Source organism: Streptomyces sp. NPDC031418 (genome assembly GCF_055581605.1).
Genome location: NZ_JBVIJC010000007.1, coordinates 332683 through 358440, shown reverse-complemented (window position 1 = coordinate 358440; position 25758 = coordinate 332683). Strand labels below are relative to the sequence as shown.

The 25758-nt window shown below is 70.8% G+C and carries 21 protein-coding genes and 1 tRNA gene; 8 read left to right on the top strand and 14 right to left on the bottom strand.

Annotated features, from left to right (window positions below):
* Nucleotides 1-56 precede the first annotated feature (56 nt).
* The gene (locus ACZ5CZ_RS12560; protein ID WP_468942010.1) at nt 57-998 is read left to right on the top strand and encodes a ketopantoate reductase family protein; all 942 of its coding nucleotides are present in this window, start codon (nt 57-59) and stop codon (nt 996-998) included.
* Nucleotides 999-1050: 52 nt separating this feature from the next.
* Here ACZ5CZ_RS12560 and ACZ5CZ_RS12555 read toward each other — a convergent pair.
* A tRNA-Val gene (locus ACZ5CZ_RS12555) sits at nt 1051-1122 on the bottom strand.
* Nucleotides 1123-1312: 190 nt separating this feature from the next.
* Between ACZ5CZ_RS12555 and ACZ5CZ_RS12550 the strand changes: the two genes are divergently transcribed.
* The 3 genes from ACZ5CZ_RS12550 to ACZ5CZ_RS12540 all read left to right on the top strand — a co-directional run bounded on the left by ACZ5CZ_RS12550 (nt 1313) and on the right by ACZ5CZ_RS12540 (nt 4346).
* Nucleotides 1313-2086, top strand: a complete 774-nt coding sequence (locus tag ACZ5CZ_RS12550; RefSeq protein ID WP_468942007.1) for a DUF4097 family beta strand repeat-containing protein — start codon at nt 1313-1315, stop codon at nt 2084-2086.
* Between the two features lie 83 nt (nt 2087-2169).
* Nucleotides 2170-3573 carry a hypothetical protein gene (locus tag ACZ5CZ_RS12545; RefSeq protein ID WP_468942005.1) on the top strand — a complete coding sequence of 468 codons (1404 nt, stop codon included), beginning with the start codon at nt 2170-2172 and terminating at the stop codon, nt 3571-3573.
* Between the two features lie 188 nt (nt 3574-3761).
* Nucleotides 3762-4346 carry a DUF4383 domain-containing protein gene (locus tag ACZ5CZ_RS12540; protein ID WP_385845245.1) on the top strand — a complete coding sequence of 195 codons (585 nt, stop codon included), beginning with the start codon at nt 3762-3764 and terminating at the stop codon, nt 4344-4346.
* Here ACZ5CZ_RS12540 and ACZ5CZ_RS12535 read toward each other — a convergent pair.
* The 3 genes from ACZ5CZ_RS12535 to ACZ5CZ_RS12525 all read right to left on the bottom strand — a co-directional run bounded on the left by ACZ5CZ_RS12535 (nt 4334) and on the right by ACZ5CZ_RS12525 (nt 9106).
* Entirely contained in the window at nt 4334-5449 is a 1116-nt protein-coding gene (locus tag ACZ5CZ_RS12535) for an amidase domain-containing protein (protein WP_385845292.1), read from the bottom strand. The genes ACZ5CZ_RS12540 and ACZ5CZ_RS12535 overlap by 13 nt on opposite strands.
* A gap of 175 nt (nt 5450-5624) precedes the next feature.
* Complete coding sequence (locus ACZ5CZ_RS12530; protein ID WP_385845246.1) at nt 5625-6926, bottom strand: polysaccharide deacetylase family protein; 1302 nt, start codon at nt 6924-6926, stop codon at nt 5625-5627.
* Nucleotides 6927-6973: 47 nt separating this feature from the next.
* Complete coding sequence (locus ACZ5CZ_RS12525) at nt 6974-9106, bottom strand: transglycosylase domain-containing protein (RefSeq protein WP_468942102.1); 2133 nt, start codon at nt 9104-9106, stop codon at nt 6974-6976.
* A gap of 296 nt (nt 9107-9402) precedes the next feature.
* Between ACZ5CZ_RS12525 and ACZ5CZ_RS12520 the strand changes: the two genes are divergently transcribed.
* A complete protein-coding gene (locus ACZ5CZ_RS12520; RefSeq protein WP_385845248.1) occupies nt 9403-9624 on the top strand; it encodes an FmdB family zinc ribbon protein in 222 nt (73 codons plus the stop codon).
* 133 nt (nt 9625-9757) lie between these two features.
* Here the strand turns inward: ACZ5CZ_RS12520 and ACZ5CZ_RS12515 are convergent, their stop codons facing one another.
* From ACZ5CZ_RS12515 to ACZ5CZ_RS12505, 3 genes are read right to left on the bottom strand one after another with little or no spacing between them, the layout of a single operon-like run.
* A complete protein-coding gene (locus ACZ5CZ_RS12515) occupies nt 9758-10570 on the bottom strand; it encodes an HAD family hydrolase (protein WP_468942001.1) in 813 nt (270 codons plus the stop codon).
* Nucleotides 10570-13014, bottom strand: a complete 2445-nt coding sequence (locus ACZ5CZ_RS12510; protein ID WP_468941998.1) for a phosphoribosyltransferase — start codon at nt 13012-13014, stop codon at nt 10570-10572. Before ACZ5CZ_RS12510 ends, ACZ5CZ_RS12515 begins: the two co-directional genes overlap by 1 nt.
* A gap of 24 nt (nt 13015-13038) precedes the next feature.
* Nucleotides 13039-14205, bottom strand: coding sequence for an HpcH/HpaI aldolase/citrate lyase family protein (locus ACZ5CZ_RS12505; protein WP_468941995.1), 1167 nt, complete (start codon nt 14203-14205; stop codon nt 13039-13041).
* Between the two features lie 175 nt (nt 14206-14380).
* Between ACZ5CZ_RS12505 and ACZ5CZ_RS12500 the strand changes: the two genes are divergently transcribed.
* Nucleotides 14381-15103, top strand: coding sequence for a TerD family protein (locus ACZ5CZ_RS12500; protein WP_385845253.1), 723 nt, complete (start codon nt 14381-14383; stop codon nt 15101-15103).
* A 1-nt stretch (nt 15104) separates the two neighbouring features.
* Here ACZ5CZ_RS12500 and ACZ5CZ_RS12495 read toward each other — a convergent pair whose 3' ends face one another.
* From ACZ5CZ_RS12495 to ACZ5CZ_RS12470, 6 genes are all read right to left on the bottom strand, one after another.
* Nucleotides 15105-15836: a TerD family protein gene (locus tag ACZ5CZ_RS12495; protein ID WP_385845254.1), complete on the bottom strand. Its 732-nt coding sequence runs from the start codon at nt 15834-15836 to the stop codon at nt 15105-15107.
* 94 nt (nt 15837-15930) lie between these two features.
* Nucleotides 15931-17079, bottom strand: coding sequence for a DUF475 domain-containing protein (locus tag ACZ5CZ_RS12490; protein WP_468941991.1), 1149 nt, complete (start codon nt 17077-17079; stop codon nt 15931-15933).
* Between the two features lie 154 nt (nt 17080-17233).
* Nucleotides 17234-17812, bottom strand: coding sequence for a TerD family protein (locus ACZ5CZ_RS12485; protein ID WP_385845258.1), 579 nt, complete (start codon nt 17810-17812; stop codon nt 17234-17236).
* 95 nt (nt 17813-17907) lie between these two features.
* Nucleotides 17908-18483 carry a TerD family protein gene (locus ACZ5CZ_RS12480; RefSeq protein ID WP_385845259.1) on the bottom strand — a complete coding sequence of 192 codons (576 nt, stop codon included), beginning with the start codon at nt 18481-18483 and terminating at the stop codon, nt 17908-17910.
* A 144-nt stretch (nt 18484-18627) separates the two neighbouring features.
* Nucleotides 18628-19086: a peroxiredoxin gene (locus ACZ5CZ_RS12475; RefSeq protein ID WP_385845260.1), complete on the bottom strand. Its 459-nt coding sequence runs from the start codon at nt 19084-19086 to the stop codon at nt 18628-18630.
* Nucleotides 19087-19213: 127 nt separating this feature from the next.
* The gene (locus ACZ5CZ_RS12470; protein WP_385845261.1) at nt 19214-19651 is read right to left on the bottom strand and encodes a DUF3052 domain-containing protein; all 438 of its coding nucleotides are present in this window, start codon (nt 19649-19651) and stop codon (nt 19214-19216) included.
* Between the two features lie 381 nt (nt 19652-20032).
* Between ACZ5CZ_RS12470 and aceE the strand changes: the two genes are divergently transcribed.
* Both aceE and ACZ5CZ_RS12460 read left to right on the top strand, forming a co-directional pair.
* Nucleotides 20033-22780 carry a pyruvate dehydrogenase (acetyl-transferring), homodimeric type gene (gene aceE / locus ACZ5CZ_RS12465; protein ID WP_468941986.1) on the top strand — a complete coding sequence of 916 codons (2748 nt, stop codon included), beginning with the start codon at nt 20033-20035 and terminating at the stop codon, nt 22778-22780.
* Between the two features lie 83 nt (nt 22781-22863).
* Nucleotides 22864-23628 (top strand): potassium channel family protein, encoded by a 765-nt coding sequence (locus ACZ5CZ_RS12460; protein ID WP_385845264.1) that lies wholly within the window; start codon nt 22864-22866, stop codon nt 23626-23628.
* A gap of 429 nt (nt 23629-24057) precedes the next feature.
* On the opposite strand, the gene ACZ5CZ_RS12455 is transcribed toward ACZ5CZ_RS12460, so the two are convergent.
* Nucleotides 24058-25566: an MFS transporter gene (locus ACZ5CZ_RS12455; protein ID WP_468942099.1), complete on the bottom strand. Its 1509-nt coding sequence runs from the start codon at nt 25564-25566 to the stop codon at nt 24058-24060.
* Nucleotides 25567-25758: the final 192 nt, after the last annotated feature.

Below are 25758 nucleotides of genomic sequence, written 5' to 3'. Positions count from 1 at the left end.
TCACGTGCGAAGGCGGCCACCGATCCCCGGGGCCGACCGTCGAAGGGAACAACTCCATGACCGACCAGCACTCTCCACAGCCTGCCCGGACGCCGTACAGCGTGGCGGTGCTCGGGCCCGGCGGCACGGGCGGTCTGCTCGCCGCCCTGCTGTCCCGGGCCGGCCACCGTGTCGTCTGCCTGGCCCCGGAGGCCACCGCGGACACCCTGCGGCGCGACGGAATCACCGTCCGCAGCGCCCAGTTCGGGAACTTCACCGCCCCCGTCGAGGCGGACACCGAGCTGCGCACCCCGGTGGACGCCTGCCTGATCACCGTCAAGCACACCGCGCTCGACGCCGCCCTGACCCGCGTCCCGCCCGCCGCACTCGGCGACGCCCTCGTCGTACCGCTGCTGAACGGCGTCGAGCACCCGGACACGCTGCGCGCCCGCTACGGCGCCGGCCGGGTCGCGCCGGCCGTGATCCGGGTGGAGTCCACCCGGGTGGCACCGGGCGTGATCGAACACGGCAGCCCGTTCACCGAGATCGACCTCGCCGGGCAGGCGGTACCCGGGCCGCGGCCGGCCGCGCTCGCCGCCGCCCTCACCGCCGCCGGTACGACGGCCCGGCTGGTCGAGGACGAGACGGCGGCGCTGTGGGCCAAGATGGCCTTCCTCGCCCCGTTCGCCCTCCTCACCACCCGCTACGCCCTCCCCCTCGGCGAGGCCCGCACCCGCCACCGGGAGGAGCTGGAGGCGCTGGTCGCGGAGACCGCCGCGGTCAGCCGTGCCTGCGGCGCCCCCGCCGACCCGGCCCAGGCCCTCGCCCGGTACGCCGCCTTCCCGGCCGCCACCAGGTCGTCCATGCAGCGCGACGCCGAGGCGGGCCGCCCGCTGGAGCTGGACGCCATCGGCGGCGCCCTGTTGCGGGCGGCCGAGCGGCACGGCGTACCGGTACCGGTGACGGCCAGGCTGGTCGCCGAGGTGGCGGCGGCCGGGGCCGCCCGCCCGCGGGACTGACCCGGGACACGACGAAGCCCCCGGCCGTGGTCGGCCGGGGGCTCCTCGTCGGTGGGCGCGGACGGTTTCGAACCGCCGACATCCTGCTTGTAAGGCAGGCGCTCTACCCCTGAGCTACGCACCCGCACCCCGGGCCGTACGCCCAGGACGAGTCGACAGCCTACCTTGCCCGGACGGGTGCACCGCAAACCCGTACCGCCGGGCCACAGGCCTATAGGGGGGTTATCCCCACCCTGGGCCGGGAGCAGGCCGGAATCCCTTCCCGGGCTTGATCGTCTACGGTCGTGGCAGACCATCTCAGGGGGAGTTCTCGCATGACCCGTTCCGTTCCCGTCCGCGCCGCCATCACGGCCGTACTCGCCGGTGCGCTCGTCGCCGGGCTGAGTGCCTGCGGCGCGTCCGCCGACGACGACAAGCACCCGGACCACCGGTCCTTCGCGCTGCACGGCCGCACCCTCACCGTCGACTCCGACGACGCGGCCCTCGAAGTCGTCCCCGCCCGGGGCGGCGGCAAGGCGGGCACGGTCGCGGTCACCCGCTGGTTCCAGGGCTCCGTGACCGTCGGCAGCGGGCCCTCGCTGAAGTGGTCTCTGGACGGCGACCGGCTGGTGCTGCGCACGGACTGCTCCGGGCTGATCGCCGACTGCTCGACCCGCTACCGCGTCGAGGTGCCGGCCGGGGTCGGCGTCCAGGTCGTCGACGGCAACGGCAGCGTGCGGGCGCACGGCTTCACGACCGCGCTCGGGATCCACACCAGCAACGGCGAGGTCCACGTCACCGACTCCACCGGCCCGCTGGACCTGCGCTCGGACAATGGCACGGTGCAGGCCACTGTCTCCTCGCGCCGGGTGCACGCCGAGTCCAGCAACGGCACGGTGGACCTGGAGCTGAAGGCCGTACCCGACTCCGTGGACGCCTCGACCGACAACGGCGCGGTGACGGTCACCCTGCCCCGCGCCGAGTACCACGTGCGGGCCGACTCGGACAACGGGGCGGTCTCGGTGGGGGTGCAGCAGCGCGACCGCAGCCCGCACCGGGTGACCGCGAACTCCTCCAACGGCTCGGTCACGGTACGGAACGCGAACTGACCGGCCCGTGTCTTCGTCCGCACCGGGTGGGAGAATGACTCCACGTCCGCCACCCAGGGCGAAGCACAGCACGGGAGAGGGATGTGACGGCGACACCCGGCACGCCATCGACACCGCCGTACCCGCCGCCGTCCGCCGCACCGGCCCGGCGCGGGCCGGGGTCGGCCACGGCCGTGCGGGACACCCTCACCCTGCTGGGGCTGCCGGTGCTGCTCGCGCTGGCGCTGCCCGGCGCGTTCGCCGGGGGCGGTACCCGGCGCTGGTTCGGCGGGCGGGCGGAGAGTCTGCGCGCCGAGGCGCAGGCCGCGAAGGACGCGGCGGCGGCCGCGTTCTACGAACTCGACACCGCCCAGCGGGATCTGCGGATCTCCGTGGAGACCATCACGGCCGTGGACGACTCCCCCGCCGCCCGCCGTACCGTCACCGACTTCGAGGCGCTCGGACAGCGCATCGACGAGGTCAGCCGGCGCTACATCCAGGCCGTCGACGCGCACGACCTGGACCGGGACGACCTGGAGGCCGCCGCCGCCACCCGGGCGCGGTCGGAGCTGACCGCGGCCCGCGACGAACTGGTGCGGGTCAAACAGGAGCTGGACCGGTTCGGCAGCTCGCTCGGGCCGCTGCTCGACAAGGCCGAGACCCAGCTGGCCCGGGTCGCGCCCGCCGTGGAGCGGGCCCGGCAGGCGCTGCTGGCCGCGAGCAACGCCCTGGACGCGGTACGGGAGCAGGGGCTGCGGGCCGACGACCTCGCCGCCCGGCTGGCCGCCCTCTCGCCCGAGCTGACCCGGCTGAACCAGGGGGCGGGGCAGCACGGGGTGCAGCAGACGCTGGAGCGGGCCGAGCGGGTGCAGCGGGAGGCCGGGGCGATCCGGGCGGAGGCCGAGCGGCTGCCGGAGCGGGCGGCCGAGATCGACCACCGGCTGGTCTCGCTGCGCACCCGGGCCCAGGCGCTGACCACCCGGGCCGGTCAGGTCGACCCGGTCCTCAGCGAGCTGCGCCGGCGGTTCTCGGCCGCCTGCTGGCAGGACCTCCAGCAGGTGCCGGAGCGGGCCGCGGAGGCGGTACGGCAGGCCGAGGAGAAGCTGCGCGAGGCGCAGACGGCGCGGGACGCGCAGCGCTGGGCGGACGCGGCCTCCCTGCTGTCGACCGTGCGGGCACTGCTGAACAGCACGGACGAGGCCGTCTCGGCCGCCGGGGAGCGGCTGAACCGGCTGAACGCCGTACAGAAGGACCCGCGGGCGGAGGTCGAGCGGACCCGGTTCGCGATCCGGGACGCGCAGCGGCTGGCGATGGCGGGGCGTACGACACCGGATCCCCGGCACGCCGGTCCGCTGGACGAGGCGGTGGCCCGGCTGGAGCGGGCGGCCGCGGCCGTGCAGGAGGGGCGGCACCCGGACTACTGGCACTTCCTGGGCGAGACGGAGGCCGTGCGGCGGGTCGCGGCGGCGGTGGTGGCGCGGATCCGGGAGGAGCGCGGCGGCCACTGAGCGCGGCGGCCGTCGGCGGCGGCCGGGTGCCGCCGGTTGCAGGGCTCCGGGCGGCGGGCGGATATTGGGGGGAACGGACGTATGGCCTCCGCTAGGGCTTTCTTTCGGATCAGGTCGGCTGCGGTGGCGGTGCCGTTCGGCGTCGGCAAGATCCGAAAGAGAGGCCTTAGCGCCCGAGGGAGGCGGACATGGCCACACATGCAGCTCACCCGGAGCCGCGACAGCAGCGGATCCGGTTCGACGAGCACCTTCCCGTCGACCACCGGCTGAACACCGTCTACCGGATCGGTGCGGGCCTGATCGGCGTGTTTCTGCTGGTCTTCGGCATCCTCGGGGTGCTCGACCACATCGGCTTCTTCAACACCGGCGGTGACACGGTCGCCGGGCTGAACACCAACGGCGCGCTGAGCTGGCTGTCGATCGTCGTCGGGGCGATCCTGCTGGCCGGCATGGTGGTCGGCGGAAACGTGGCGTCCACGCTGAACATGGTGTTCGGCGTGCTGTTCCTGCTGAACGGCTTCCTCAATCTCGGCCTGCTGGACACGACCCACAACTTCCTGGCGTTCAAGATCCAGAACGTGTTCTTCAGCTTCGTCGTGGGCCTGCTGCTGATGACCTTCGGCATGTACGGCCGGGTCGGCTCGGCCCTGCCGCACGACAACCCGTACTGGCGGGCCCGCCACCCCGATGCGGAGGAGCGGGCACGCCGGCTGACGCGGCAGGGCGAGCTGGACGGACCGGACCGGGGTCCGGGCCCGGGTCAGGTGCGGTAGGCGTAGAAGTACGCGTTCGGGTACGACGCGACGAGGCTCGCCACCGACCGGTTGTAGGTGTTGGTGGAGTGGTACGTCACGTACGGCACGCCCCAGCGGTCGCGGTAGGTGACGATCATCGAGTGGTCCTTGGACCCGTCCCGGTTGAAGTCCATTTGGATCACGTCGCCGAGGTCCGCCTGGTAGACGTTGGCGAGCGGCGTGACCCGCTTGGAGGACAGGGCGAACCAGGAGAACTCGTTGACGCCGACGAAGGAGTCCGACTGGATGTCGGCGTTGCCGAACCACTTGTGGAAGTCGTTCGTGTAGCCGGGCACGTGCTTCCAGCCGCCCGCCTTCAGGGACTGGCTGACGAAGTTGGTGCAGTCACCGCCGTCGGCCTCGCCGTTGAAGTCCGGGTAGTCCGGGTTGTAGTTGCGCCAGTACTTGGTCGCGTACGCCACCATCGCCTGGTAGTCGTAGGCGCCGCCGGTGAGGGTCTTGCGGTTGGCGGGCGCGGGCCAGCTGGTGGCCGCGCGGGGCGCGTCCGGCGGGCCGTCGTCCGCGGGGGTGGTCCGCGACTTGGCGACGGAGGGCGTGGCGACCTGGTTCACGGCCAGGTAGCCGTCGTCGGTGTCGCGGATCCCGGTCAGCTGCCAGTCGCCGCTCGCGTCGGCCTTGAAGCTCAGCTCGTGGTGGGCCTGGAATCCCGTGGTCTTCGGGCCCTTGGCCGCCGGCTTCTCGTAGGTCAGCGTGGTGGTCTCGGTGACGGCGACCTTGGCGCGCCGTCCGTGGACCTCGGTCGCGTCCAGGGTGACCCGGGTGCTGCCCGCGCTGTACTTCTCGCCGAGCTTGGCGAGCCGGGACTTGCGGGCGCGCAGCTGGCCCACGGCGGCCGTCTGCTGGTCCTGCTGCCCGCCGGACATCCGCACCGAGCCGGTGAACCCGGCGGTGTGCTTGGTCCCGGCGTTGCCGGCGCCGTCCACCAGGGCCTGGGTGCGGTCGGTGAACACCGCGTCGGCCAGCTTCTGGAAGGTCGCCTTCGTGGCCGCGTCCACCGTCGGGTCATTGGTGACGGCGGCGCCCGCGCTCCAGTTGGGGACGAGGGCCACCGCGGCGACCACGGCGGCGGCCGAGGCCGTGACTATGGCCGTACGGCTGCGCTTACGGCTCAGTTTTCTTGATCTCAATGATGTTCCCCTCTACGCCGGTACACCTACCGGGCGAGGGGCATCTTCGCATGCATCGAGCGTCGGTTGTGAAGGGGGTTGCACAAGTGGAATCTCCTGTGCCCCAGGGCTATTTGACGACCGATGACCAGTCCGGTGACTGTGCGGGATCAAGGCTGCGCAGAGCGGTGAGCGTTTCCGGCTTCTGCACGTCCAGCCAGTCGGCGAGTTCCTTGAACGACACGCACTTGACGCCCTTTTTGGTGCAGATCTTCGGAATGATCTGGTCGATGGCCTTCATGTAGATGCCGCCGTTCCAGTCCTCGAAGTGGTTGCCGATGAACAGCGGCGCGCGGCTGCCGTAGTAGGCCCGGTTGAAGCCGTCCATGTAGGAGGAGACGGTCTGCTGTTCCCACTCGGGGTACTTGGCCGGATCACCGTGGGTCTCGCCGTTGGACTGGTTGTAGAGGAAGTTGAAGTCCATGGACAGGCCCTGGAACTTGCCGTTCTCGTACGGCAGCATCTGGAGCGGGAAGTCCCAGACGCCGTTCTTCTTGGTCGGCCATATCTGGAAATCGCCCGGGGAGCTGGCGTCATAGCGCCAGCCGTAGCTCTTGATCGCTTTCAGCAGATTGGGCTGGCCCTCCAGACAGGGCGCGCGGCCGCCGGTGACCTCCTGCTTGAAGTCGAAAGGCAGGGCGGGAACGTCCGTGAAGCCGGTGTTGGTCTTCCATTTCTCCACGAACGAGTAGAACTGGTCGATCTCGCTCTTCCACTGGTCCACGCTCCAGTCGCCGCCGCCCTTGGCGCCGCAGAAGTGGCCGTTGAAGTGGGTGCCGATCTCGTTGCCCTGGTCGTAGGCGAGGCGCAGCTGTTCCAGGGTGCTGCGGATGTGGTCGTCGGTGGCGTAGTCGATCGCGGCGTCGCCGGGCGCGTGCATCGGGCCCTGGTACAGGGACTTCTTGCTCTTGGGCAGCAGGTAGATGCCGGTGAGGAAGAAGGTCATGTGGGCGTCGTACTGCCTGGCCATCTCCCGGTAGTGCGAGAAGAGGTGGTCGCTGCCCTCCAGCGCGCCGTCCCAGGAGAAGACCACGAACTGCGGCGGCTTCTCCCCGGGCTTGAGCGGCACCGGCTTCAGCTCGCCCTTCTGCGGGCCGGTGTAGGAGGTGGAGCCGTCCCCGAGGACCTTGGTCCTGCCGTCCCAGGAGGGGGTCGGCGAGACCTTCGGAGCGGCCTTGCCGCCATGGGCGCCGCCGGAGGCCGCGGTCGGCGCGGTGTCGTCCGGGCGGGACAGGGCGAGATAGCCGGCGACGAGCGAGGCCACGACGAGGAAGGCGGCCAGCGTCAGCACCTGCGGGCGGGTGGCGGCGGGGACACGGCGCCGGCGGCCGGCGGCCCGGCGGCGGCCGGTCGGTGACTTCTTGCGGGACATGCGCGGCTCATTCTCCGAGAGGGGCGAGTGGGGTACGGGTCTTGCTGTCAGCCAAGACCCATCGCGGCCGACCAGAGGTTGTACGGAACGCTGTCGGATGTTCCGGCCAGCCCCTCCAGCGGGAGGGGCTCCAGGGACTTGGCCAGATCCATCCGGTAGACCACGACCGCCGTCGACACCGAGCCGGCGGTGCCGGCGTACCAGGAAGCGGTGGGCTTGCCGGAGCCGTCGGTCTTCCCGACGGCGATCCCGGTGTCGGCGCTGCCCGCCTTCCCGGCCACCCCGTCCTGGGCGGCCGCCGTGGCCGGGTGGGTCAGGCGGAAGGACTCGGTGAGGGCCTCGGTGACGTCGTGGGCCACCTGCGCGCTCACCGCCGGGCGGGGGCGCGGGGTGTTGAGGGCGACGGGTGCGCCGTTGCGGGTGATGCGGCTCACCGAGTAGGGCTCGGTGTGGCTGCCGCCGGCGGCGAAGGTGGCGTACCCGCTCGCCATCCGGATGGCGCTGGGCGTGGAGGTGCCCAGGGACAGGGCGGGCACCTGGCTGCCGATGCTGGAGGACAGCAGTCCGGACGACACCGCGGTCTGCCGCACCTGGTCCAGGCCGGTGTCCATGCCGAGCTGCATGAAGGGCGTGTTGACGGACTTGGCGAGGGCCTCGCCGAGAGCGATCTTGCCGTAGGACCTGCGGCCGTCGTTGTGCGCCGCGACCTTCTTGCCGCTGCGGTCCCAGTAGGGCCCCTCCGGCGTGGTGACCGGGATGCCGTCGTCGCCGTCGTAGACGCTCTCGGGGGTGACCGGGGTGGCGGCTCCGTCGCGTGTCTTGTGCACGCCGTGTTCGAGTCCCGCCGCGTAGACGAACGGCAGGAACGCGGTGCCGGCCGGGACGGTGGCCGCGTTGGACTCGTTGTAGCCCTGGGTACGGTGGTCCGGGCCGCCGTAGACCGCGAGGATCCGGCCGTCGGTGGCGACCGAGGCGGCGCCGTAGTGCCCGTCCTTCGCCGCGCCCGGATGATCCCTCCTGGCCTGCTTGCGGGCCTGGGTGACGGCGTCGGTGAGGGCCTGCTCCCGCTTACGGTCGAAGGTCGTGTAGATCTGGTAGCCGCCGAGGTCGAACTGCTTGTCGGTGAGGTGCCCGGCCTTCTTGGCGTACTGCGCCGCCAGCTCCACCAGATAGTCGCTCTGCGCGCCGGTGTTGTAGAGCGGGTTGCTCTTCAGCGGCTCGGGGAAGGTGGTGTACCGGGCACGCTCCTGCGGCGACAGCCGGTGGATCTTGACCATCCGGTCCAGGATCCACTTCCAGCGCTCCTCGGCCCGGTGGTGGTTGGCCTTGCCGAGCGTCGGGTCGTACAAGCCCGCGCCCTTGAGCAGGCCGGCCAGCATGGCCGCCTCGGAGGCGTTGAGCTTGCTGACGTCCTTGCCGTAGTAGGCCTGGGCGGCGCGCTGGATGCCGTAGCTGCCGCGGCCGAACCAGCTGGTGTTGAGATAGCCCTCCAGGATCTGGTCCTTGCTCATCTTGTTGTCGAGCTTGAGGGCGATCATCGCTTCGGTGAACTTGCGGCTGACCGTCTGGTTCTGGGTCAGATAGACGTTCTTGACGTACTGCTGGGTGATGGTGGAACCACCCTCGGTGTCCCCCTGGCCCACCGTGCGGTACAGCGCCCGGGTGAGACCTTTGACGGATATGCCCGGGTCCGAGTAGAAACTCTCGTTCTCCGCGGCCAGCACCGCCCAGCGGACGTCCTCGGGTATGTCCTTCAGCGGCATCGCCTGCCGCTGCACCCAGCCCGTCCGGGCCATCGGGGTCCCGTCGGACCAGAAGTACACATTGTCCTGTTGTGTGGCGTACGAGTTGAGGTTGCTGGGTATGTCGGTGAGGGCGTACGCGGTCACCAGGAAGGCGCTGAGCAGCCCGAAGGAGGTCAGGACGCCGCCCACCCACTGCCGCCAGGACGGCATCCAGCGGCGCCAGCCGGTCCGGCCGGGACGCGGATAGCGGGGCCTGAGGCGGCGTATGTACGGCGCGAGGCGGCGCGCGTAGGGTGCCAGCGGCCCGAGCAGGCGGCCGACGGCGGCCGTGACGCGCTCCCGCGCGGCCGGGCGCGCACTGCGCCGCCGCTCGGCCCGGCCGCCGGCGGGCGGCTGGGCGGGCCCGCCCGGAGGCGGTGGCACACGCAGCTGCATGGTCTCGTCCGCTCTGAGAGCGTCCACTCTCAGATGCAGGGTCTCGTCGGCGGCGACCGGCTTGTCCGCACGGCCGCCGTCCCCCCGGGGGCGACCCTCCCCCTGCGACGCATCGGTCACGCCTGCGTCTCCCTCCGCACTCGCTGTTGCTCGCGCGGGGCTGAGCGTCCTCGCAACGGCGTTCACAAGTTATCAGCGATGTTTTCGAAACCCCCGCACAACTGTCGGGTGGCAAGGAACACTCACCAAAGATTGAGACACCGTTGTCGGCGGCTCCGTACAGCTACTCTGGCCCCATGCCTCGCTATGAGTACCGCTGCCGGAGCTGCGGCGACACCTTCGAACTGAGCCGGCCCATGGCCGAGTCGGCCGCCCCCGCGAGCTGCCCCGCGGGCCACGACGACACGGTGAAGCTGCTGTCCACCGTGGCCGTGGGCGGAAAGGCCTCCGCCGCCCCCGCTCCCGCCCCGGGGACCGGCGGCGGGGGCGGCTGCTGCGGCGGCGGCTGCTGCGGCTAGGGGCTCCGCCCCGCTCAGCCCTCCTCCGCCCGGCTCAGCCCCCTCCGCCCGGCGGTCCGGCTCGGCCCGGCGGTCCGGCTCGGCCCGGCGGTCCGGCTCGGCCCGGCGGTCCGGCTCGGCCCGGCGGTCCGGCTCAGCCCGGCTGTCTGGAGGCCCGCAGGAACTCCCGCAGGATCCGCTCGCCCGCCAGTACGCCCCGCTCCGGCAGGGCGGCGATCCGGGGGGCCGTCCACATCGTGTCCGCCAGCTCGCCGTGGCCGGGGCGCCAGCCCCGGTCCGCGGCCAGCAGCAGATCGGCGTCCAGCAGGGAGTCCCCGGCCGCCAGCGTCAGCTCCGCGCCGGTCCTGCGGGCCACCTCCCGGACCGCCGCGCTCTTGGTGAGCGGCCGCGGTACGGCGTAGATCTTGCGGCCCTGGAGCGAGACGGTCCAGCCCCGGTCCTCGGCCCACACCGCCAGCTCCTTCACCCACTCCTCGGGCAGCAGCTCGCGCTCGACGACGAGGTAGGTGAACAGGTCCTCGGCGACGCGGTGCTTGCGCACCCAGACCGGGTCGGCGGAGCGCACCAGATGCTCGTGGACCTCGCTCAGCGGCGCGCACTGCTCGGCGAGCCGGGCCTGCACGGCCGTGTGCCAGCCGGCGTCGGTGACCCCGTCGACCAGCAGATGGCCGCCGTTCGCGCAGATCGCGTACTTCGGCGGCGGGCCGGGCAGGTTGATGCGCTGGTACTGCTTGCGGGTCCGGGTGGTCGTGGGCACGAAGACCGCCGCGTCCCCGAGATCGGTCAGCAGCTGCCCGGCCGTCTCGGTCATGTACGACAGAGGCCTGCTCTCGTGCACCTCCACGCACAGCAGCCGGGGCGCCCGCGCGTCCGGCATGGTCAGCGCGAGGGCCGCCGAAGAGTAGATCAGCGTGCGGTCGAGGTCGCTCGCCACCAGCACCGGCATCAGACGTTCACCGCCTTGCCGTCGGCGCCCGTGGCGCCCCGGGTGTACTTCGGGTGGATCAGCCCGACACAGGTATACGGCAGCCCGCCGACCTCCTCGACGGGGACGCCCCGCTGCTCGGCGAGCAGGCGCACATGGTCCAGGTCGGCGCCGGCGCCCTCGCGGGCCAGGATCTTCCAGGGCACCCGGCGCAGCAGCACCCGGGTGGTCTCGCCGACGCCCGGCTTGACCAGGTTCACGTCGTGGATGCCGTACTCCTCGCTGATCCGCTCCACCGCCCGCCAGCCCTCCCAGGTCGGGGTGCGGTCCTCGGCGAGCAGTTCCTTCACCGCCGTGTCCACGCCATCGGCGACCTCCGGGAAGCGGGCCGCGACGGAGTCGAGGAAGACCCCGGAGACATCGGCCGCGGCCAGCTCGCGGTAGAACTTCGCGCCGTGGAAGTCGTCCGGGCCGACCAGGTCGGCCCGCAGGACGGTACGCGAGATCAGGCCGGAGACGGTGGAGTTGAGGCAGGCCGACGGGATGAGGAAGTCCTCGCGGGTGCCGTAGGTGCGCACGCAGGAGCCCGGGTCGGCGAGCACCGCGATCTCCGGGTCGAACCCGGTGATGCCCTCGGCCGCCTCGAACTCCGCTATGGCCTGGGCGAGTTCCCGGGTGATGGCGCCCTTGCCGGTCCAGCCGTCGACGAAGACGACGTCCCGGGGGTCGTGCCGGTCGGCGAGCCAGCGCAGCGCGTTGGCGTCGATCCCGCGGCCGCGCACGATCGACACCGCGTAGTGCGGCAGCTCGAGCCCGTGCCGGAACTGCGCCCAGCGCCGCATCAGCACGCCGACCGGGGTCCCGGCGCGGGCCAGCGAGACCAGGACCGGGCGGGGTGAGCGTTCGGCGATGACAGTGTCGGTCACCACGCCGACCGCCTGGGCGATCCGGGCCGCCGAGGCGTCCAGGGCGGTGTGGAACAGCTCCTGGTACTGCGCGCTGGGCTGGTACTCCACCGGCAGCGACTCGGCGTAGTGCGCGCCGCCGCTCTGGATGGCCTCCTCCCGCTCCTCGGTCGGGGCCTCCAGGGTGACGTCGGAGAGGTCCTGGAGCAGCCAGCCGACCTCCTCCGGTGCGTACGAGGAGAAAGCGGGGCCGCGGAGGGGCTCGGGCAGCATGGCCGGCCTTTCGGGAGCGTGCGGTGCGTACGACGGGACGACCGCGAGCAGGACGTGCGGAACATGGGCGGCGAGGCGGGCCAGCAGGCCGTCGGGCGCGTGCAGGGCCGGGGTGTCGGCGACGGAGTCGACCACGGCCACGACGGCGTCGAAGCCGGCCCCGGCGACGTTGTAGGCGTAGCGCTCGCCGGGCCCGTCGGCCGGGTCGTCATGGGCGGGGAAGGCCAGCCGGGTACGGATCGCGTACCCGGGGTCGTCCACCGCGAGGACGGGCGAGCGGGTGGTGGTGGAGAACCGCACCTCGGCAGCGGTGCCCCGCTCCAGCTCCCGGGCGAGGCGCAGCGGGGCGTACATCAGCTCCTCGAAGCCGAGCACGAGCACCCGGCGGGCGCCGGCGGGCAGGGCCTCGGCGACGCGCGCGGCCATCGCGGGCAGCGCGGCGTCGAGACGGGCCCGGTGGGCGGGCGTGAAGCCGTGCCGCCCGCCGTCGGGGAGACCCTGCGGCCAGTGCAGATCGACCCGGCTGACCTGGGGCGCCCCTGCTGCCGCCGGGTGGGCGCGCTCCGCCGCCTCGTGGTCGGCCACCAGCCGCCGCCCCTTCTCCAGCACGTCCGACGGCAGCCGTACGACCCCGGACGCGGCGGCGACCAGATCCACCCGCGCCCCGATCTCCGCGGCGAACCGCTCCAGCCGCCCGGCGTCCTCGGCCGACCGCATGTCGACGAGCGCGACCACCACGTACCGCTGCCGCGGATAGCGCTCATGCAGGTCACGGATAGTGTTCAGCACGGTGTTGCCGGTGGAGAACTCGTCGTCGACCAGCACCAGCGGGCCCTGTCCCGCCAGCAGACCGGGGTCCTCCGGCAGCAGCAGGTGGGACGTGGCGTGCGAGTGCGCCTCCTCGAAGCCGCCCGCGCGGGCGGCCCCGGCCACCGGCCGCCGGGTGGAGTGCAGATACGGCGCCGTGCCGAGCCCGTCGGCGACCGCGTGGCCCAGGCCGGTCGCGGTCTCCGCGTAGCCCAGGACGACCGCCGCGGCCGCCTCGGCCGGGGAGAGCAGCTCGGCGACCTTGCGGCCGAGCCGGACGCCATGGCCGTACACCACCGTCGGCGACTGCGGGACGTGCTTGCCGAGGACGTGGGACACCAGCAGATGGGCCCGCTTGGGATTGCGGCGCAGGGCGAGGCCCAGCAGGGCGCGCAGCCCGTCGTCCCCCTCGAGTTCGACGCCGAGCCGCTCCGCGACCCAGCTGCCGGACCAGATGCCGTCGTTCACTGCCTGATTCATGCATTCCTTGGACATGTCGAAGGCTCAGCCGGGTATGCCCGCGGCGAGCAGCTCCACGAAACCGACGTCCTCGTTGGCGACGCCGAACACCTCGGCGCGCAGCAGGGTCCGCTCGGCCCAGGCGCGGTGCGGCTTCACCTCGTTCATCTTGTTGGTGTAGGCCGAGCGAAGTACACCCCCGCCGCCGCGTTCCGGCCGCAGGATGTCCTGGGCGTCGCTGAACTCCTCGTGGCTGACCACGGACAGCGCGTGCACGGGGAGCACATGGGAGGGGTGGATGCAGGTCTTGCCGAGCAGGCCGTTGGCCTGGTCGAGGGAGATCTCGCGCAGCAGTCCGTCCATGGCGTGCTCGATCAGCCTCTCGCGCAGCTCGACGGCCTGCACCTCCAGGAAGGGGCTCTGCCGCAGCTGCGGCTTGAACATGCGCTCGGAGGCGCGGAAGTACTCCCAGACCGGTCCGGTGACGGTGAAGCCGGTGCCGTCGGCCCGGCCCAGCATGTTCACCACGTCGGCGATCACCGAGGCGACGATCTGGACGTCGTAGGCGGTCATGTCGGGGGCGCGGCGCAGGCCGTAGGAGGAGCAGAAGTCGGTCACGCCGAGGCGGAGGGCGAGGACCCGGTCGCGGAACTTGTCGACGGCGCGGAAGATCCCCTCCAGGGTCTCCACCCGGCTCTCGCGGTAGAGCAGCTCGGGGGATTCCAGCACCGGCATGGCGAACAGCCGGCGGCCGCTTTCGGCCTCGGCGGCGGCCAGGGCCTCCAGGAAGGGCAGCCCGCGCTCCTCGGTGAATTTCGGCAGCACGAACCCGGACAGCAGCCGCACGGACGCGCCGAGGCGGCGGACCAGGGCGGGTATCTGCTCGGGGGTGCGGACCCGGATGAACAGCAGCGGCGGCTCCACGCCCGCCCGGGCGTCCAGCTCGGCGAACTGGCGGACCAGGTTGTCCTCGCCCGCCGGCACGTCCGCGTCGTCGATCGAGTCCTCCAGGCAGAGCACCATCGACACCACGCCGTTCCCGGCCTGCTTGAGGATGTCGTCGGCGAGCCGGGGCCGGGTGGCCGGGCTGTACAGCGTGGCGCCCAGGGCGACGGCGAGCAGCCGGGCCGGGGAGTCGGCGGTGAACGCGCACGGCTCCTGGTGGAAGAGGCGCTCCCGCACCTGTGGGGCGATGTGCCCGAAATGACGCATTGGACTCCCCAGGGCTGCGAGCCGAGTCTCTGAGTTCGGTAAAGGGTGGCCGGTAATAGTACGTACGGGGTCGTGTCGGGGGTTCCCGCCGGGCATGAACTTCCGGTAACTCCCCCATGTCCGCCGCAACACCCCCGCATTGTCGTGACCAGGACCGAGAGGGCAGGATGACCGCATGACGCACGCGATGCTGAAGGGGTCGAACGTCCCGCTCGAGGCCACCACGGTGCGCGCGGTGCTGCGCTGGACCCCCGGAACGGGGGTCCCGGACGTGGACGCCTCCGCGCTGCTGCTGGGCCCCGACGGCCGTGTGCGCTCCGACGAGGACTTCGTCTTCTACAACCAGCCCCGGCACCCCTCCGGGAAGGTGTGGCGGCTGGGCAAGAAACGGGTCACCGACGGGCTGACCGACACGATCCAGGCGGATCTCTCCGGGGTCGAGCCGAGCGTTGGCCGGATCGTGCTGGTCGCCTCCGCGGACGGCGACCGGTTCGACCGGGTGCCCGGCCTGAGCATCCGGCTGTACGACGCCTCGGTGGCCGACGCCGAGCCGCTGGCCGTGTTCGAGATCAAGCCGGAGACCGGCGCGGAGACGGCGCTGATCTGCGGCGAGCTGTACCGGCGCGGGGAGGGCTGGAAGTTCCGCGCGCTGGGCGAGGGCTACTCCAACGGGCTGAAGGGGCTCGCCACGGACTTCGGCATCTCGGTGGACGAGTCGGAGGCGGAGCCGGAGCCGGCCGCCTCCCAGCCGCTGCCTCCGGAGCAGCCGACCTCGGCGGTGCCGCAGCAGCCGCCCGCGTACGGCTACCCGCAGCCGATGAGCCCGCCGCCCGGCCCCCCGGCGTACGCCGGAGCCTTCCGGCTGCCGCCGCAGGGGCCGCAATTCATCGGACGGTGACCTACACCTTGCTCTTGTAGCCCCGCCCCCACTGGAGTCCCCAGCCGTACAGCCGGTCCAGCTCGCCCTGGAAGCCGTACACGAACTTCACCTCGCGCCGGACGATCAGCTCGTCCTTCACGTTCTCGATCATCACCACCGCGCAGGAACGGGCCTGGGGGTGGCGTTCGTCGAGGCTTATCTCGATGCGGGGGCCGTTGCTGGGGTACAGGGTGACGATGGCGTGGGTACGGTCGAACGCCGGCGTCTGGTCGTAGATGTAGACGAAGACCAGCAGCCGCTTGATGGCGTCCCGGTGGTCGAGATTGACGTACATCGTCTCACCGGACGCCGAGCCGAACCGGTCGTCGCCGCTGAGCTTGATGTACGGCGGTGCGTTGACGTCGCCGAGGTAGTTGCCCAGCGGCTGGACGACCCCCTTGGTGCCGTCCGTCAGCTCGTACAGACAGCCCAGGTCGAGGTCGACGTCGACCATGCTCTGGCCGTGACCCTGCACCTCCGGCGGCCGCAGGGCCCGGAAGGGGTGCCGCAGCAGGCTGGTGCCGCCCTGGGTGTCGAAGTCGGAGGTGCGCATCCGCCAGGTGAGGTTGACGCGCAGGTTGCCGGTGGCCGCGCCCTGCTTGTTCAGGGACACCGCCGGGTGCCGTTTGCTCAGCTCGATCGCGTTGGTCGCCGCGCTGCCGGAGTCGAAGTCGGCGGCGCGCCCGCCCAGCAGTCCGTCGAAGAAACCCATTCCCGCCCCCAGGTATGCAGCTGTGCACAGACGCCGTCGGGGCGGCCGACCACGTCGGCCGCCCCGCTCAGAGCGTTCCTCACCGGCCGGGGTGTCACACCCCGGAGGAGAGGGCCGCCTTGTCGTCGGAGTCGCCGGAGCCCTCTTCCGCGGCCGCGAGGGCGCGGTTGCGGCGGACGGACGACCAGAACGACCAGGCGATCAGGACCACACCGATCAGGCCGGTGATGACCTCGTTGATCTCGTACTGGATGGTGACCATGAGGATCACGGCCAGCGCGCCGATCGCGTAGTGGGCGCCGTGCTCCAGGTAGACGTAGTCGTCGAGGGTGCCCTGGCGGACCAGGTAGACCGTCAGCGACCGCACGTACATCGCGCCGATACCGAGGCCCAGGGCCATCATCACGATGTCGTTGGTGATGGCGAAGGCGCCGATCACACCGTCGAAGGAGAAGGACGCGTCCAGGACCTCCAGGTAGAGGAACATGAAGAACGCGGCCTGGCCGGCCAGCAGCACCGCCGACTTCTGCTTGCCGGTGCGGGCGGCCTCTTCCTCCTCCTCGTGCTCGCGCTCCTCCTCTTCCTCCAGCTTGTCCTCGAAGTAGCCGGAGAGACCGCCGACGATCATGTACGTGATCAGGCCGGCGATGCCGGAGATCAGGACCGTCTGCGCCTTGTCGACGTGCACGCCGCCGTGCTGGTGGGCGTGGGTGGCGAAGGTGAAGGAGGTGATCAGCAGGACGATCAGGGCGATGCAGACCGACAGCATGTCGACCTTGCCGAGCTTGGCCAGGGGCCGCTCGATCCAGCGCAGCCACTGGATGTCCCGGTCCTCGAAGATGAAGTCGAGGAAGATCATCAGCAGGAACATTCCGCCGAACGCGGCGATCGCCGGGTGGGCGTCGGTGACCAGCTGCTGGTAGCGGTCCTTGTCGGTCAGGGCGAGGTGGACCGCGTCGTACGGGTTGAGCTTGGCGGTGATCGCGACGATGACGACCGGGAAGACCAGCCGCATGCCGAAGACCGCGATGAGAACGCCGACCGTGAGGAAGATCTTCTGCCAGAAGGCGTTCATCTTCTTCAGGATGCCGGCGTTGACCACCGCGTTGTCGAAGGACAGCGAGATCTCCAGGACGGCCAGGATCGCGACGACCCCGAAGGCCTCCCACCCCCCGTAGAAGACCGCGGCGACCAGGCCGAGCGCGGTGACCGCGAACGACCAGCCGAAGGTTTTCAGAAGCACTGGCTACCCAATCGTGTGCGTACGGGGCTCCCCCGCGCCGTACTCGGCTTTGCTAAACGTTGACCTGAGTCTAGAGGGGCACCCTACCCGTGACAGTGACCAGGGCAACCCTCACGGAAAAGCCACAGCACGCGACCGGAACGGGACCGGCCGGCTACGAGACGTTCACACCGAAGTCGAGAGCGATGCCCCGCAGGCCCGACGCGTACCCCTGACCGACCGCGCGGAACTTCCATTCGCCCTGGTAGCGGTAGAGCTCGCCGAAGATCATGGCGGTCTCGGTGGAGGCGTCCTCACTGAGGTCGTACCGCGCCAGCTCCTGCCCGTCCGCCTGGTTCACCACGCGGATGAAGGCGTTGGAAACCTGGCCGAACGTCTGGCCCCGCTCCTCCGCCATGTGGATGGAGACCGGGAAGACGATCTTCTCGCAGTGCGGGGGCACCTTGGCCAGGTCGACCAGGATGGACTCGTCGTCGCCCTCGCCCTCACCGGTGAGGTTGTCACCGGTGTGCTCCACCGAGCCCTCGGGGCTCTTCAGCTGGTTGTAGAACACGAACCACTCGTCGCCGAGCACCCGGTTGTCCGCGCCGCACAGCAGCGCGCTGGCGTCCAGGTCGAAGGGTGCGCCGGTGGTGGAGCGCGCGTCCCAGCCGAGTCCGATCATGACGTTGGTGAGGTTCGGTGCGGCCTTGGAGAGGGAGACATTGCCCCCCTTGGCGAGCGTGACGCCCATGCTGTTGGTCCTCCCCTGCTGCTGCTTGTCTGGTTGTCCTGCACGTCCGGCGCCGACCGTAAACGGTGCGGCGCCGGATCGGGAGCGGCTCTGCGTCAGACGTTGACGCCGAAGTCCTGGGCGATGCCGCGCAGCCCGGAGGCGTAGCCCTGGCCGATGGCGCGGAACTTCCACTCCGAGCCGTGCCGGTACAGCTCGCCGAAGACCATGGCGGTCTCGGTGGAGGCGTCCTCGCTGAGGTCGTACCGGGCGATCTCCTGCTGGTTGGCCTGGTTCACGACGCGGATGAAGGCGTTGCGGACCTGGCCGAAAGACTGCTGGCGGTTCTCGGCGTCATAGATCGACACCGGGAAGACGATCTTGTCGACGTCGGCCGGGACACCGGCCAGGTTGACCTTGATCATCTCGTCGTCGCCCTCGCCCTCACCGGTGAGGTTGTCACCGGTGTGCTCCACCGAGCCGTCGGGGCTCTTGAGGTTGTTGAAGAAGACGAAGTGCTGGTCGCTGATGACCTTGCCGGAGGTGTTCAGCAGCAGCGCGCTCGCGTCGAGGTCGAAGTCGGCGCCGGTCGTGGTGCGCACGTCCCAGCCCAGACCGACGTTGACCGCGGTCAGGCCCGGGGCCTCCTTCGTCAGCGATACGTTGCCGCCCTTGCTGAGGCTGACTCCCACGAGTCCTCCATGTGGTGTCCAGGGGCGGGGAGCCCCGTCGTGCTTCGGATATGGGATCAACGTGCCGATCCTAGTGACGGGTTCCCGCCCCCCGCAGACCCTGGACCCCGACTTTCGAAGGTGTCGGACCGGGGGTCCGCCGGATCAGAGGGTGTCGAGCGCCTTCACGTAGTCGTTCAGGTCACGGGCGTCCGGCAGGCCGTTGACCACGGTCCACCGCACGACGCCCTCCTTGTCGATGATGAAGGTGCCCCGGACGGCACAGCCCTTGTCCTCGTCGAAGACGCCGTAGGCGCGCGAGACGTTGCCGTGCGGCCAGAAGTCGCTCAGCAGCGGGTACTCCAGGCCCTCCTGCTCGGCGAAGACGCGCAGGGTGTGGATGGAGTCGTTGGAGACGGCGAGCACCTGGGTGTCGCGGTCGGAGAACTTCGGGAGGTTGTCACGCAGCTCGCACAGCTCACCGGTGCACACACCGGTGAAGGCGAACGGGTAGAAGAGCAGGACGACGTTCTTCTCGCCCCGCAGCTCCGAGAGCTTCACGGTGCGGCCGTGGTTGTCCTTGAGCTCGAAATCGGGCGCCTTGTCGCCGACCTGGATCGCCATCGTCGTACATCCCTTCGGTGAGCTGTTCGGGTGAGCACAGCGGACGCTCGGGTCCACCCTACGCAGCGATCACCGGGGGCTCCGGACGGGCCGGGGCGAGATCCGGCCCGTCCGGGGTGACCTCAGGTCACTTCTTGGACTTGGTCGCCTTCGGCGTCGCGAGTCGCGAGCCGCTCCAGTCCTTGCCCACACTGACGCTCTTGGCCGCCGTCAGGCCGGCCGTCGAGGCGGCGTCCTGGATGTCGCTCGGCTCCACATACCCCGATCGGCCGGTCTTCGGCGTCAGGAGCAGGATGGCGCCGCCTTCTTCGATGTACGTGGTGGCATCCACCAGCGCATCCGTCAGGTCGCCGTCGTCGTCACGGAACCACAGCACAACGGCGTCGGCCACGTCGTCGTAGTCCTCGTCCATCAGGTCGCCCTGAATGGCTTCCTCAATGGCCTTGCGGAACTCCTGATCGACGTCGTCGTCGTAGCCGAGCTCCTGGACCACCTGCTCGGGCTGGAACCCCAGCCTGGCGGCAGGGTTCGTCCGCTCCTCCGCGTGGTCCGCGGTCGCGCTCACGGGTTGCCTCCTGATCATGTCTTGGGAATAACTCAGCCACGCGCGTGCGCGAAGCATTGGCCGTAGTCCACACGGGCGGGACGGATCGCGCAAGTACCCGGCCGACGGGACCGCCGAAACGGTGACGATCCGGGCCGTGTCGACGCAACCTCTGGCAGCGTATCCCGCCTCCACGTGAGCCACACCACACCGATGTGCCCGGTTTGCGAGGTTCGGAACCATCCATCAGCGCCCCCCTCGAACAACTTTGCCGATCACATCACACCCCGGGCGTATCGTTGCGTTTTGACCGGTGGAGATGACGTACGCCTCCCCGAGGTACACGATGGGGACGGTGCAGGCACGAGTGACATATCGGCCCTCTGACAGGTAAGGAACAGCGTGGCTTCCGGATCCGATCGCAACCCGATCATCATTGGCGGCCTTCCGAGTCAGGTTCCTGACTTCGATCCCGAGGAAACCCAGGAGTGGCTCGACTCCCTCGACGCCGCGGTGGACGAGCGCGGCCGGGCGCGGGCCCGTTACCTCATGCTCCGGCTGATCGAGCGGGCCCGCGAGAAGCGCGTGGCCGTGCCGGAGATGCGCAGCACGGACTACGTCAACACGATCGCCACCAAGGACGAGCCGTTCTTCCCGGGCAACGAGGAGATCGAGCGCAAGATCCTCAACGCGACCCGCTGGAACGCGGCCGTGATGGTCTCCCGCGCCCAGCGCCCCGGCATCGGCGTCGGCGGCCACATCGCCACCTTCGCCTCCTCCGCCTCGCTCTACGACGTCGGCTTCAACCACTTCTTCCGCGGCAAGGACGACGGCCGCGGCGGCGACCAGATCTTCTTCCAGGGCCACGCCTCCCCGGGCATCTACGCGCGCGCGTACCTGCTCGACCGGCTCAGCGAGCGGCAGCTCGACGGCTTCCGGCAGGAGAAGTCGAAGTACCCGGACGGCCTGTCCAGCTACCCGCACCCGCGCTCGATGCCGGACTTCTGGGAGTTCCCGACGGTCTCCATGGGCCTCGGCCCGCTCGGCGCGATCTACCAGGCGCGGATGAACCGCTATATGCACGCGCGCGGGATCGCGGACACCTCCGCGTCGCACGTGTGGGCGTTCCTCGGCGACGGCGAGATGGACGAGCCGGAGTCGCTCGGCCAGCTGTCCATCGCCGCCCGGGAGGGGCTGGACAACCTGACCTTCGTGGTCAACTGCAACCTCCAGCGGCTGGACGGCCCGGTGCGCGGCAACGGCAAGATCATCCAGGAGCTGGAGTCGGTCTTCCGCGGCGCCGGCTGGAACGTGATCAAGCTGATCTGGGACCGCACCTGGGACCCGCTGCTCGCGCAGGACCGCGACGGGGTGCTGGTCAACCGGATGAACACGACCCCGGACGGCCAGTTCCAGACGTACGCCACCGAGTCCGGCGCGTACATCCGCGACCACTTCTTCGGTGACGACCTGCGGCTGCGCGCCATGGTCGAGAACATGACCGACCACCAGATCCTGATGCTGGGCCGCGGCGGTCACGACCACCGCAAGATCTACGCGGCGTACAAGGCGGCCCTGGAGCACCAGGGCCAGCCGACGGTCATCCTCGCCAAGACGGTCAAGGGCTGGACGCTGGGTCCGAACTTCGAGGGCCGCAACGCGACCCACCAGATGAAGAAGCTGACGGTCGACGACCTCAAGCGCTTCCGTGACCGGCTGCACCTGCCGATCTCCGACAAGGAGCTGGAGTCCGGCCCGCCGCCGTACTACCACCCGGGCCGGGACTCGGAGGAGATCCAGTACATGCACGACCGCCGCCGGGAGTGCGGCGGCTATGTGCCGACCCGGGTCGTCCGCTCCAAGCCGCTCCCGCTGCCGGACGACAAGGCGTACGCGACCGTGAAGAAGGGCACGGGCCAGCAGTCCATCGCGACGACCATGGCCTTTGTGCGCCTGCTCAAGGACCTCATGCGGGACAAGGAGATCGGCAAGCGGTTCGTGCTGATCGCGCCGGACGAGTACCGCACGTTCGGCATGGACTCCTTCTTCCCGAGCGCGAAGATCTACAACCCGCTGGGCCAGCAGTACGAGTCGGTGGACCGCGAGCTGCTGCTCGCCTACAAGGAGTCCCCGACCGGCCAGATGCTGCACGACGGCATCTCCGAGGCTGGCTGCACGGCCTCCCTGATCGCGGCGGGCTCGGCCTACGCCACGCACGGCGAGCCGCTCATCCCGGTCTACGTCTTCTACTCGATGTTCGGCTTCCAGCGCACCGGCGACCAGTTCTGGCAGATGGCCGACCAGCTGGCGCGCGGCTTCGTCCTGGGCGCGACCGCCGGCCGTACGACACTGACCGGTGAGGGCCTCCAGCACGCGGACGGGCACTCCCAGCTGCTCGCCTCGACCAACCCGGCGTGCGTGGCGTACGACCCGGCGTACGCCTACGAGATCGCGCACATCGTCAAGGACGGCCTGCGCCGGATGTACGGCGGCGACGAGGAGCATCCGCACGGCGAGGACGTCTTCTACTACCTGACCGTCTACAACGAGCCCATCCAGCACCCCGCCGAGCCGGCCGACGTGGACGTCGAGGGCATCATCAGGGGCGTCCACCGGATCAGCGCGGGCACGGAAGGCTCGATCCCGGCGCAGATCATGGCGTCCGGTGTGGCGGTGCCGTGGGCGCTCGAGGCCCAGCGGCTCCTCGCCGAGGAGTGGAACGTCAGGGCGGACGTCTGGTCGGCTACCTCCTGGAACGAGCTGCGGCGCGAGGCCGTGGAGTGCGAGGAGCACAATCTGCTGCATCCGGAGGAGGAGCAGCGGGTGCCGTATGTGACCCGGAAGCTCAGCGGCGCCGAGGGTCCGTTCGTGGCCGTGTCCGACTGGATGCGGTCGGTTCCGGACCAGATCGCGCGGTGGGTGCCGGGCACGTACCAGTCGCTCGGCGCGGACGGCTTCGGCTTCGCGGACACCCGGGGCGCGGCGCGCCGCTTCTTCCACATCGACGCCCAGTCGATCGTGGTCGCGGTGCTGACCGAGCTGGCCCGCGAGGGCAAGGTGGACCGGTCCGTGCTGAAGCAGGCCATCGACCGGTACCAGCTGCTGGACGTCTCGGCGGCGGACCCGGGAGCGGCGGGCGGCGACGCGTGACGCGGCGCTGAGCGGCGGCGATTCGGCCAAGGGCGGTGGAGTTCGATTCTCCACCGCCCTTACCTTTTCTTTACGATGCGTTCATGGAGCAACGGGCGGCAGCGGCACGGCTTTCGGCGCAGGCGCGGTGGGAGAGGCGCACCGAACGGCCCTTGCTGGCGCTCGCGGTGGCCTTCGCCGTCGCGTACGCGGTGCCGATCGTGGACGGCTCGGCGGGCTACTCGCTGACGTCTGTGTGCACGGCCGTGGAGTGGGTGGTGTGGGCGGCGTTCGCCACCGACTACCTGGTGCGGCTGGCCCTGGCCCCGCGGCGGCGGGAGTTCGTCCGGCGGCACTGGCCCGACCTGGGCGCGGTGATACTCCCGATGCTGCAACCGCTGCGGTTGCTGCGGCTGGTGGCGACGCTGCTGCTGGTGGGGCGGCGGGCGCGGATGGCTCCGCAGATCCGGCTGACGACGTATGTCGTGGGCTCGGTGATCGGGCTGCTGATGTTCGGGTCGCTGGCGGTGCTGTCGGTGGAGCGGGACTCGCCGCACGGGAACATCAAGACGCTGGGTGACGCGGTGTGGTGGTCGTTCACGACGATGACGACCGTGGGGTACGGGGACCACGCGCCGACGACGGGGCTCGGGCGGATGATCGCGGTGGGGCTGATGCTGTCCGGGATCGCGTTGCTGGGTGTGGTCACGGCGAACATCGCGGCGTGGTTCATCTCGCGCTTCGAGAAGGACGACGTGGAGGAGCGGCGCCAACGGGAGGCGCTGGCCGCGCTGACCGAGGAGGTGCGGCTGCTACGGCTGGAGGTGGCGCGGCTGAGCGCGGAGCGGAGAGAAGAACAGCGGCGCTGAGGCGCGGTAAGGGGCGCGGGCCCCGTAAGGGGCGCGGGGAACTGCGCGACCGGCCAGACACGGACCCGCACCCGGCGACGGTGAAGCACCCCCACGGCGGGAGGCCGAAGCGGACGCGCCCCCGGCGACGGTGAAGCAGCCCCACGGCGACGGACCGAAACGCCCCGCCCCCGGCGACGGCGAAGCACCCCCACGGCGACGGACCGAAACGCCCCGCACCCGGCGACGGGACACGCACCCCCCGCCAAGCCGGCGGCAGCCCAGCGCGCGCAGCCCCCTCCGCAGCGCGCGCCACGGCCCGCCGTCCTCCCATGCCCTGCGGAGGACGTGACCCACTGTGACCTGGGGCGCGCACCCAGGGCGAGCGATCTTTAGCGGAGTCACCCTGATAGGGGAACTCCGCCGCTCACTCCCCCCGCCGGAAGCACGTCAGATGTGCCCCACGCCCCCGCCGGCCTCCGCGTTCGCGCCCCGCTTGGTGAGCAGCGCGACCAGCACGGCGAACGCCGCCACCCCGGCCGCGACCAGCGCGGCCAGGCTCATACCGGAGATGAAGGTGTGATGGGCGACCTCGGCGATCTTCGCGGCGACCGGCGCCGGGGTGCCCTTGGGCACCGGGGCGACGCCCTGCTGGACGGCCTCGGCCACCTGGTCCAGCTGCCGCTGCGGCAGCTTCGGCAGGCCCGCGTCCGCCCAGTTCCCGGCGAGGGTGCTGTCGACCTTGGAGGCCATCACGGCGCCCAGCACGGCCGTACCGAGGCTGCCGCCGACCTGCATCGCCGCCTGCTGGAGGCCACCGGCGACACCGGCCAGCTCCAGGGGCGCGTTGCCGACGATGACCTCGGTGGCGCCGACCATGACCGGTGCCAGGCCGAGGCCGAGCAGCACGAACCACAGGGCCAGCGGTCCGTTGCCGGTGTTCTCCTTCAGCGTGGAGACGCCGTACATGGCGAACGCGGTGATCGCCATGCCGCCGGCCAGCGGGATCCGCGGCCCGAACCTGCTGATCATGGCTCCGGCGAGCGGCGAGCCGACGATCATCATGCCGGTCAGCGGCAGCAGGTGGAGACCCGCGTCGATCGGGCTCATGCCGTGCACGTTCTGGAGATAGAAGGTGACGAAGAACAGGCCGCCCATGAACGCGATGGCCATCAGCATCATCAGCACGACACCGGCGGACAGCGGCACCGAGCGGAACAGCGCCAACGGGATCAGCGGCTCGGACACCCGCCTCTCCCAGACGGCGAACAGCGCGAACCCGACGACCGCGACGACGATGAACAGCCAGGTCCGGCCGGCGCCCCAGCCCCAGGCCGGCGCCTTGATGAGCGCCCAGACCAGGCAGAACATGGCGCCGGAGAGCAGCGCGATGCCGAGCAGGTCGAAGGAGCGGGGTGCGTTCTCGGCGCGGTGGTCCCGCAGGATCAGCAGGCCGAGGAGGAGGGCGAGCGCGCCGATCGGCAGGTTGATGAAGAACACCGACTGCCAGCTGACGTGCTCGACGAGGACACCGCCGAGGATCGGGGCGCCCGCGGTGGACGCGCCGACCACCGACCCCCAGATGCCGATGGCCATGTTGAGCTTCTCGGCCGGGAAGACGGCCCGCAGCAGGCCGAACGCGGCCGGCATCAGCAGCGCGCCGAACAGCCCCTGGAAGACCCGGAAGGTCACCACGGCGCCGATGCTGTCCGACAGGCCGATGGCGGCCGAGGCGGCGGCGAAACCGGCCACGCCGATCAGGAAGGTGAGCCGGTGGCCGAAGCGGTCGCCCAGCTTTCCGGCGGTGATCAGCGAGACCGCGAGCGCCAGGAAGTAGGCGTTGGTGACCCATTGCAGCTGGGCCCAGCTCGCGTCCAGATGCTTGCCGATCGCGGGGTTGGCGATGGCCACGATGGTGCCGTCGAGGGCCACCATCATGACCCCCACGGCGACGGTCATCAGGGTGAACCAGGGATGGCCGCGCAGGCCCGCGGGCGGCGCCGGCTCCGCCGGGGCTGCCGGTGCGCCCCCCGGCCCGGTCGCGTCGATGGTGGTCCGACTAGTCATACCGACGAGGTTAGTGACAGTCGCTGACAATTGACAATCGGCCTCACTAGTCGGCAACTGACACGTCGCCGCCGCATAGGCTGA

What these genes read in the sequence shown, in the direction of transcription:
- ACZ5CZ_RS12485 (WP_385845258.1), bottom strand. Translation starts at nt 17,812, where the DNA reads ATGGGCGTCACGCTCGCCAAGGGGGGCAATGTCTCCCTCTCCAAGGCC.
- ACZ5CZ_RS12520 (WP_385845248.1), top strand. Translation starts at nt 9,403, where the DNA reads ATGCCTCGCTATGAGTACCGCTGCCGGAGCTGCGGCGACACCTTCGAA.
- ACZ5CZ_RS12515 (WP_468942001.1), bottom strand. Translation starts at nt 10,570, where the DNA reads ATGCCGGTGCTGGTGGCGAGCGACCTCGACCGCACGCTGATCTACTCT.
- ACZ5CZ_RS12460 (WP_385845264.1), top strand. Translation starts at nt 22,864, where the DNA reads ATGGAGCAACGGGCGGCAGCGGCACGGCTTTCGGCGCAGGCGCGGTGG.
- ACZ5CZ_RS12530 (WP_385845246.1), bottom strand. Translation starts at nt 6,926, where the DNA reads ATGTCCCGCAAGAAGTCACCGACCGGCCGCCGCCGGGCCGCCGGCCGC.
- ACZ5CZ_RS12525 (WP_468942102.1), bottom strand. Translation starts at nt 9,106, where the DNA reads ATGCAGCTGCGTGTGCCACCGCCTCCGGGCGGGCCCGCCCAGCCGCCC.
- ACZ5CZ_RS12455 (WP_468942099.1), bottom strand. Translation starts at nt 25,566, where the DNA reads ATGACCGTCGCCGTGGGGGTCATGATGGTGGCCCTCGACGGCACCATC.
- ACZ5CZ_RS12550 (WP_468942007.1), top strand. Translation starts at nt 1,313, where the DNA reads ATGACCCGTTCCGTTCCCGTCCGCGCCGCCATCACGGCCGTACTCGCC.
- ACZ5CZ_RS12475 (WP_385845260.1), bottom strand. Translation starts at nt 19,086, where the DNA reads ATGGCGATCCAGGTCGGCGACAAGGCGCCCGATTTCGAGCTCAAGGAC.
- ACZ5CZ_RS12500 (WP_385845253.1), top strand. Translation starts at nt 14,381, where the DNA reads ATGACGCACGCGATGCTGAAGGGGTCGAACGTCCCGCTCGAGGCCACC.
- ACZ5CZ_RS12505 (WP_468941995.1), bottom strand. Translation starts at nt 14,205, where the DNA reads ATGCGTCATTTCGGGCACATCGCCCCACAGGTGCGGGAGCGCCTCTTC.
- ACZ5CZ_RS12495 (WP_385845254.1), bottom strand. Translation starts at nt 15,836, where the DNA reads ATGGGTTTCTTCGACGGACTGCTGGGCGGGCGCGCCGCCGACTTCGAC.
- ACZ5CZ_RS12560 (WP_468942010.1), top strand. Translation starts at nt 57, where the DNA reads ATGACCGACCAGCACTCTCCACAGCCTGCCCGGACGCCGTACAGCGTG.
- ACZ5CZ_RS12510 (WP_468941998.1), bottom strand. Translation starts at nt 13,014, where the DNA reads ATGAATCAGGCAGTGAACGACGGCATCTGGTCCGGCAGCTGGGTCGCG.
- ACZ5CZ_RS12540 (WP_385845245.1), top strand. Translation starts at nt 3,762, where the DNA reads ATGGCCACACATGCAGCTCACCCGGAGCCGCGACAGCAGCGGATCCGG.